We start from the raw sequence: 8,376 nt of genomic DNA on the forward strand, positions 1-8,376 counted from the left end.
GGCCAACCGACCTGATGACAGTCGCTTTGAATTAATCAGCGCCAATTTCAGGTTTATACGACAGTATTTGAAGTTCTATGGCATTCTGAAAGTTGATGGTATCCTCGGGGATTTCGGGGTTTCGTCCCATCAGTTCGATCAGGCGGAGCGCGGTTTTTCAACGCGTTTCGACGCTGAGCTGGACATGCGGATGAATCAAAAAGAAGCGTTGTCTGCCAGGGATCTGGTAAACACCTATCCCGAAGCCCGTCTGCGTGAAGTGTTGTTTCGCTACGGGGAATTGAAGCGGGCAGGAGCCATGGCAAGGGCCATTGTGGCGGCCCGGGCCAACTCGCCTATCCAAACCACAGGGGCGCTCAACGATGTTTTGCGGCCTTACCTGCAGCGGGGGAAAGAACACAAGGGTTTGGCACAAGCCTATCAGGCGATCCGCATAGAGGTCAACCAGGAGTTGACTGCCCTGGAGGAGTTGCTGCAGCAGTCGGTTGAACTGCTTCGCATAGGTGGCAGGTTGAGCCTTATAAGCTATCACTCCCTGGAGGATCGTATGGTGAAACGGTTTATCCGGAGTGGAAATTTTGAAGGTGTCGTGTCTACCGATTTTTACGGGAACCCCATGACCCCTTTTAAGGCCGTTGGCAAGCCCGGCACACCATCAGCAGAGGAAGTCAGTTCCAACCCGCGTGCACGAAGTGCCCGGTTGCGTGTTGGAGAGCGAATAGCAATAAAAACCAATAAATAACCGATGAAAAAAAACCTGGTAGCCTTGCTTAAAGGACGGTTTCTCGTAAGTGGGGATGCTCCCAGAAACTGGCTTTTTATCGTTTTTATATCCCTCCTGGCGACCGTAATGATTGCCAGTTCACATTCAGCGGACCGCAAGGTACACGATATAGCTGCCTTAAATGAAGAAGTAAGGGAACTGCGGAGCGAATTTGTAGAAGTCCGTTCGAGGGTACAACGCCTTAAACTGGAATCGACCATTCGCGAAAACGTCTCTCCCAAAGGACTCCTGCCCGCGGAATCACCACCTGTAAAAATAATTGTAGCAAAAACTGAACCCTAGCCGTGTCATTTGCCCCAAAACACATATTGATTCGCTTGTATCTGGTTGCCGGAGGGATGTTCCTCTTCGCCCTGGCCGTTATGTTTAAAATGGTCAATATTCAAACCACTGACGGTGATAAGTACCGGGAGCTGGCCATGCAACGAACAGAAAAGATGTTCACTATCGAACCTACCCGGGGCAACTTATATTCGGAAGACGGCAGCCTGTTGGCCACTTCAGTATCCCGATACACCATCCGATTTGACGCAGTCACGGTATCTGCGGCCAATTTTGAAGCCGGGGTGGGTCCCCTTTCCAGAGCCCTTTCTGAAATGCTTGGGAAACCGGTTTCGCATTACGAGAACATCCTGAGAAAAGCCAGGGCTTCCAAAGATCGCTATGCCCTGATCGCCCGGAACCTCGATTATACACAATACAAAGCTATTAAGGAGTTTCCCCTTTTCAAGTTGGGCCCCTACAAAGGAGGTATCATTGCCGAACAGAAAATCGTACGGGAACATCCCCTGGGAAAAATCGCCGAACGCAGTGTGGGTTACGAGCGATTTGACGAAAACGGATATGCCACCCGGGTAGGGTTAGAAGGTGCCTTCGGCCGCTACCTCAGGGGTATTGAGGGTAAGCGGTTAAAACAGAAAATTGCCAAAGGACAGTGGAAGCCTATCGGTCTGGACAACATCATTGAGCCTCAGGATGGCTATGATGTGATCTCAACGATCGACATCAACATACAGGATATCGCGCACCACGCCCTTCTGGCACAATTGGAGCATTACAAGGCAGAACACGGAAGTGTGATTGTTATGGAGACGGCCACCGGGGAGATTAAAGCGATCAGTAACCTGGGCCGCACCGAACAGGATACGTATTACGAACGATTGAATTACGCCATTGGTGAGTCCCACGAGCCCGGATCGACATTTAAACTGATGTCTTTGGTAGCGGCTATGGAAGATGGCAAGCTCGATACCGGGACGGTGGTCAATACCGAAAAAGGAATATGGAGGATTTACGATCGCGTTGTACGGGATTCCCGTAGAGGGGGTTATGGGGAAATTAGTGTGGGAAAGGCTTTTGAGGTTTCCTCCAATACAGCCTTTGCCAAAATGATCCATGAAAATTATAAGGATGACCCCTCAGAATTTACCAATCGTCTTCGCGCCATGGGGCTGGACAAAGAACTGGGGATGCCTATAAAAGGGGAAGGTGTGCCGGTTATCAGGAGTCCGGGTGAAAAAGGATGGTCGGGTATTTCCCTTGCCTGGATGTCTCATGGATACGAAGTGTCCCTTACGCCCTTGCAAACCCTGGCGTTTTACAACGCCATAGCCAACGACGGGGAACTGGTGCGTCCCAGGCTCATAAAAGAAGTACGGGAATGGAACCGGACCGTAGCCCACTTTGATAAGGAGGTCCTGAATCCTGCCATTTGCTCTCAACAGACCGTTCAGAAAGTTCAACAGTTATTGCGAAATGTAGTCGCCAGTCCGGATGGGACCGGACACGGCCTGGAATCTCCGTTTTTATCCCTGGCAGGTAAAACAGGTACCGCACAGAAAAATTACGCCTCCAGGGACCCGGATAAGCTTGGGTATATTTCCACTTTTGCGGGTTATTTCCCGGCGGACAACCCTCAGTATTCCTGTATTGTAGTTATTCATGAACCCGATAAGAGCGTTGGATATTACGGGGCGGATGTAGCAGGGCCGGTCTTTAACTCCGTCGCCAGCAAAATCACTTCAAACAAGCCTGTGGAGACCCGTTTGAAAAACCTGGCTGTGGCCTCCTCCGGTCTGGATCAGGAGTACTCCGGGTATTACACCCTAGCGCAGCAACAGTTTGAGGAGGTCCCTGATTTGGAGGGGATGAGTGGTATGGATGCCGTATCCCTGCTGGAAAATCTCGGGTTGGAGGTAGAAATTCGCGGGAATGGCAAGGTTAAAAAACAGTCGGTTTCCAAGGGGACAGACCTGAAGGGAGTCACAAAAATTATTCTGGAACTCTCATGAAGCAGCTCAAAGACTTGTTGTTTGGAGTATCTATTAAAGCGGTCAGCGGATCCACAGCTATCGGGGTTCGGGAACTCTGTTTTGATTCCAGGCGTATTGAGTCAGGGGACGTTTTTGTAGCCATAAATGGCACTGCGGTCGACGGGCACAAGTTTTTGGATAAGGCGATAGGAATGGGCGCCCGGGCAGTGATCTGTGAGCAGATTCCGCAAACCCTGATGGATGACGTGACCTATGTGGAGGTGCCAGACAGTCAGCAGGCCCTGGCAATCATGGCCTCGAATTTTTACGGCAACCCTTCAAAGAATTTAAGGTTGGTTGGCGTCACCGGGACCAATGGCAAAACCACTGTTACTTCCCTTTTATACCAGCTCTTTAAAATTGCCGGGTATAAGGTTGGGCTGATAAGTACCATTCGGATATTGGTCGACGATGTGGAATACGAAACAAGACTGACCACCCCGGATGCGCTTACGATCAACGGGCATATGGCGCTCATGAATGAGGCGGGTGTGGAATTCTGTTTTATGGAGGTCAGCTCTCATGGAATTGCCCAGCGAAGGACAGAGGGGCTGCATTTTGAAGGGGCTGTATTTACCAATCTCTCCCACGACCACCTGGACTATCACAAAACCTTCGCCGCCTATCGGGATACCAAGAAAAAACTCTTTGACGGCCTGTCCAAACAGGCTTTTGCACTCACCAATGCAGATGATAAGAACGGCCTGGTGATGATTCAAAATACCCGGGCACAAAAACTGACATATGCCTTGAAAACCTATGGGGATTTCAGGGCGCAAATCCTGGAACAACAGTTGGACGGCCAACTACTTAAAATCGGGGAACACGAGGTTTGGACAAAGCTTATCGGGGCCTTTAACGCTTATAATATCCTGGCGATCTACGCGACAGCCAGCCTATTGGGGCTTGAGCCTATGGAGATTTTGCAGGGCATCAGCCAGTTGCAAAACGTAGATGGGCGCTTTCAGCATTTTGTTTCAAAAAATAAGGTAACGGCAATTGTCGATTATGCCCACACGCCGGACGCGATTAAAAATGTGTTGACAACAATCAACACGTTGAGGACTGGAAATGAAAACGTCATCACCGTAGTGGGGTGTGGTGGTGATCGTGACAAGTCTAAGCGTCCGGTTATGGGGCATATCGCTTCTCAGATGAGCGATACGGCAATTTTGACCTCAGACAACCCCAGATCTGAGGATCCCGGGACAATCATTCGTGAGATGGAAGCCGGGGTAGAGGCCCAAAACAGCCGAAAAATCATTTCGATCGAGGATCGCAGGCAGGCGATACGCACGGCCTGTAAGCTTGCCGCCCCCGGGGATATCATTCTTATTGCCGGGAAAGGGCATGAAACCTATCAGGAGATAAAAGGGGTGCGTCGCGATTTTGACGACTATCAGATTGCAAGGGAAGAACTGGAAAAACAAGAGGCCAATGCGTAAGCGCTCAGGCCTGTACTAATAAAAGCAAAGGACAGATGTTGTATTACCTGTTTGAGTATTTGGAGAATGAGTACCAGTTTCCCGGGGCTTCGCTTTTCCAATTCCTCACCTTCAGGGCGGGGATGTCGGTACTCTTGTCCCTTGTGCTGGCCACAGTTTACGGCAAACGGATTATCCGCCTGTTGCAGCGAAAACAAGTCGGGGAAACCGTTCGCGATCTGGGCCTGGAAGGCCAGCAGGAAAAGGCGGGTACCCCAACTATGGGTGGGATCATCATCATATTTGCCACACTTATCCCGGTCTTGCTCTTTGCCCGACTAGACAATATCTACGTCATCCTGCTCATTGTAACCATGCTCTGGATGGGGATTATCGGTTTTATAGATGATTACATTAAGATCTTTAAAAAGAATAAGGAAGGGTTAAAAGGGAGGTTTAAGGTGCTCGGACAGGTTGTCCTGGGGCTTATTGTAGGTGCTACCCTCTACTTTCATCCCGATGTTACCGTTCGGGAAAAGAACTATTCGGTCATTACCTCGGAGTATCAGTTGGAGCAGGTACAGGGGGGTGAAGTCAAGTCCCTGGTGACCAATTTGCCCTTTTTTAAGAACAACCAGCTCGATTATGCCAATTGGATCAGCTGGATGGGGGATGGGGCTGAGCAGTACGCCTGGCTCTTATTTATTCCCATAGTGATTTTCATCGTCACCGCAGTCTCCAATGGGGCTAATCTCACCGATGGTATTGACGGCCTCGCGGCAGGTTCCTCTGCGATTATCGTGTTGACCCTGGGAATATTCGCCTGGGTGTCTGGAAACATCATCTTTTCGGAATACCTGGACATCTTTTTTATTCCCAGGGCTGGAGAGCTCGTTGTTTTTATTACCGCATTTGTGGGTGCCCTGATTGGGTTTCTGTGGTATAACGCCTACCCTGCCCAGGTTTTTATGGGAGATACGGGGAGCCTCACCATTGGGGGCGTCATTGCTGTAATCGCCCTGATCGTTCGCAAGGAGCTGTTGATTCCCATCCTGTGCGGGATTTTTTTCGCAGAATCCCTTTCCGTGATGATACAGGTGTCTTACTTCAAGTACACCCGAAAAAGATATGGTGAGGGGAAACGTGTTTTTCTCATGTCGCCCCTGCACCACCACTATCAGAAAAAGGGATACCACGAGAGTAAGATTGTTACCCGGTTCTGGATCGTTGGGATCCTGCTGGCCATCATCACCATCGTGACCCTGAAAATTCGGTAATGGGCAAAGGGCGGTTGGCAATACTGGGGGCCGGGGAAAGTGGAGTAGGCGCCGCGATATTAGGAAAAGAGAAAGGGTACGAAGTGTTTGTTTCAGACTTCGGCCGGATTGGAGAGAAATACAAGAACGTTCTTTTACAGCATGAAATTGAGTGGGAAGAAGGAGGACATACTCAGGCCAGGCTCCTAACCGCAGGGCTGTGCGTAAAAAGTCCGGGCATCCCGGATACAGCTCCTGTTGTGGTTGCGATGCAGGAGGCAGGGATTTCCGTAATCTCAGAAATCGAATTCGGGAGTTGGTTTACCTCGGCCCGGCTAATCGCAATCACCGGAAGCAACGGCAAGACCACCACGGCCATGCTCACTTACCACCTCTTGAAAGAGGGGGGGTTGGATGTGGGTTTGGCGGGGAATATCGGGGACAGTTTTGCATTAAAGGTCATCCGGGAGCCCCGGGAATATTATGTGCTCGAGGTCAGCAGCTTCCAACTCGATGGGATACGGGATTTTCACCCGCATATTTCAATGATCACCAATATCACCCCGGATCACCTGGATCGGTATGGGTATCAGATGGAATTGTATATCCGGTCTAAACTCCGGGTTTTTGAGAATCAGACCGAGGCCGATCATTTTATTTATGACCTCGATGACCCGGTGCTGGCTCGTGAAATAGATCCCGACACTATGCGGCCACAGACCTGGCCGCAGACACTTGAAAAACACCTTGAAAAAGGCGGCATGCTCAACGAGAACCAAATTGAAATACGAACGAATAATAATGTATTGAAAATGAACACGGATTCCCTCGCCCTTGAAGGGCAACACAATGTTAAAAACACGATGGCCGCCGCTACTGTGGCACAATTGCTGGGTATTCGCAAAGAGACGATTCGCCAGAGTGTGGCCACTTTTCAGGGCGCGCCCCACAGACTCGAAAAAGTCCTTAAGATTCAGCACGTACAATACATTAACGACTCTAAGGCCACCAACGTAAATGCTACCTACTACGCATTGGATAGCATGAAAAACCCTACGGTATGGATCGTCGGTGGTGTCGATAAAGGGAATGATTATCGATCGCTTTTGCCCCTGGTACGGGAAAAAGTCAAGGCGATTATCTGCCTGGGAATGGACAACACGCCAATTGTAGAAGCCTTTGGGAACGTCGTGGATCTGGTCGTGGAGACCTATGCGATGTCTGAAGCTGTAAAAGTGGCCTATAAGATTGCCAAAAGGGGGGATACCGTTTTGCTTTCCCCGGCCTGTGCGAGCTTCGATCTTTTTGAGAACTATGAAGACCGCGGGAATCAGTTTAAATCAGCCGTTCAATCTTTATAAACATGAAGGCGTTTTTACAAAATCTGGAAGGGGATAAGGCCATATGGGCAGTGGTAGCGCTGTTGGCCCTGTTTTCCTTTCTGCCTGTATACAGCGCCAGTAGTAATTTGGTCTATGTGGTCGGGAATGGGACCACTATAGGGCATTTGCTGAAACACGGGATGTTGTTGATTCTCGGTTTTGGGATTATCTATGGGATGCACAAGATTCCCACCCATTATTTCAAAGGGCTGTCGATTATCGCATTACCTGTGGTCATTCTTTTGCTGATTTACACCCTGGCCCAGGGAACCACCATTGAAGGTGCCAACGCCAGCCGTTGGATTCATTTGCCCGTTGTGGGAATTACGTTTCAGACATCAAACCTGGCTGCTGTTGCCCTGATGATCTATGTGGCCCGGTATTTATCTAAAATCAGGGATCGGAGAATTTCATTCAAGGAAAGCATTATCCCGCTCTGGCTGCCGGTAAGCATTATCCTGCTGTTGATCCTGCCGGCGAACTTTTCGACCGCCGCTATCCTGTTCGTCATGGTGCTCACCCTTTGTTTTCTTGGGGGGTATCCTTTAAAATACCTGATGGGGATTGTGGTTTCAGGCCTGGCCGTCTTAGCCCTCTTTGTACTCCTTGCCAAAGCTATTCCGGATGTATTTCCAAACCGTGTGGATACCTGGATGAGCCGGGTGGAGCATTACTGGGATGGTACAGACGGGGTAGGGGATTATCAGATCGAGAAGGCCAAAATTGCCATTGCCAGCGGGGGTGTGATGGGCAACGGGGCCGGTAAAAGCGTGATGAAGAATTTTCTCCCGCAGAGTTCCTCGGATTTTATATATGCCATCATTGTAGAAGAATACGGGTTGTTGGGAGGTTTTTTGTTGATGTTCCTCTACCTGTTGCTGCTCTTCCGGATTGTTGTGGTGGCCAATGCAAACACCTCGGTCTTTGGAAAACTGGTAGTGATGGGAGTAGGCCTGCCGATCATATTTCAGGCCCTGATCAATATGGCTGTGGCGGTGGAACTCTTTCCGGTAACCGGGCAGACCCTGCCCCTGATCAGCAGTGGGGGAACCTCCATCTGGATGACCTGTATGGCGATCGGAGTGGTCTTGAGCGCGAGCCGGAACCCACGGATGGATGAAGAAATAACAGATAAAAACAAAGAGGAAAATCCTCTGGAGGTATTAAGTGGACAACTATAGGTTTTTACTTTCCGGAGGAGGAACCGGAGGACATATA

Annotated in this window: 7 protein-coding genes; all 7 read left to right on the forward strand. The window is 49.8% G+C overall.

Features of this window, described 5'->3' with window-relative positions:
* The coding region (gene rsmH, locus WBV75_RS06800; RefSeq protein WP_424119883.1) for a 16S rRNA (cytosine(1402)-N(4))-methyltransferase RsmH at nt 1-742 on the forward strand (742 nt) is incomplete at its 5' end.
* A gap of 3 nt (nt 743-745) precedes the next feature.
* On the forward strand, nt 746-1,066 hold the full coding sequence (locus WBV75_RS06805) for an FtsL-like putative cell division protein (protein WP_424119884.1): 321 nt from the start codon (nt 746-748) through the stop codon (nt 1,064-1,066).
* 2 nt (nt 1,067-1,068) lie between these two features.
* The gene (locus tag WBV75_RS06810; RefSeq protein WP_424119885.1) at nt 1,069-3,075 is read left to right on the forward strand and encodes a penicillin-binding protein; all 2,007 of its coding nucleotides are present in this window, start codon (nt 1,069-1,071) and stop codon (nt 3,073-3,075) included.
* On the forward strand, nt 3,072-4,541 hold the full coding sequence (locus WBV75_RS06815) for a UDP-N-acetylmuramoyl-L-alanyl-D-glutamate--2,6-diaminopimelate ligase (RefSeq protein WP_424119886.1): 1,470 nt from the start codon (nt 3,072-3,074) through the stop codon (nt 4,539-4,541). The genes WBV75_RS06810 and WBV75_RS06815 overlap by 4 nt, the downstream gene beginning before the upstream one ends.
* Nucleotides 4,542-4,576: 35 nt before the next feature.
* Nucleotides 4,577-5,797 (forward strand): phospho-N-acetylmuramoyl-pentapeptide-transferase, encoded by a 1,221-nt coding sequence (mraY, locus tag WBV75_RS06820; protein ID WP_424119887.1) that lies wholly within the window; start codon nt 4,577-4,579, stop codon nt 5,795-5,797.
* Nucleotides 5,797-7,137, forward strand: coding sequence for a UDP-N-acetylmuramoyl-L-alanine--D-glutamate ligase (gene murD / locus WBV75_RS06825; RefSeq protein ID WP_424119888.1), 1,341 nt, complete (start codon nt 5,797-5,799; stop codon nt 7,135-7,137). The genes mraY and murD overlap by 1 nt, the downstream gene beginning before the upstream one ends.
* Before the next feature lie 2 nt (nt 7,138-7,139).
* Complete coding sequence (locus WBV75_RS06830; protein WP_424119889.1) at nt 7,140-8,339, forward strand: FtsW/RodA/SpoVE family cell cycle protein; 1,200 nt, start codon at nt 7,140-7,142, stop codon at nt 8,337-8,339.
* Nucleotides 8,340-8,376: the final 37 nt, after the last annotated feature.

The sequence above is a fragment of the Robiginitalea sp. genome, from assembly GCF_049588695.1.
Taxonomy (GTDB): domain Bacteria; phylum Bacteroidota; class Bacteroidia; order Flavobacteriales; family Flavobacteriaceae; genus Robiginitalea.

Excerpts from the sequence above, each read along its gene's own strand:
- murD (WP_424119888.1), top strand. The coding sequence starts at position 5,797 with ATGGGCAAAGGGCGGTTGGCAATACTGGGGGCCGGGGAAAGTGGAGTA.
- WBV75_RS06805 (WP_424119884.1), top strand. The coding sequence starts at position 746 with ATGAAAAAAAACCTGGTAGCCTTGCTTAAAGGACGGTTTCTCGTAAGT.
- WBV75_RS06815 (WP_424119886.1), top strand. The coding sequence starts at position 3,072 with ATGAAGCAGCTCAAAGACTTGTTGTTTGGAGTATCTATTAAAGCGGTC.
- WBV75_RS06830 (WP_424119889.1), top strand. The coding sequence starts at position 7,140 with ATGAAGGCGTTTTTACAAAATCTGGAAGGGGATAAGGCCATATGGGCA.
- mraY (WP_424119887.1), top strand. The coding sequence starts at position 4,577 with ATGTTGTATTACCTGTTTGAGTATTTGGAGAATGAGTACCAGTTTCCC.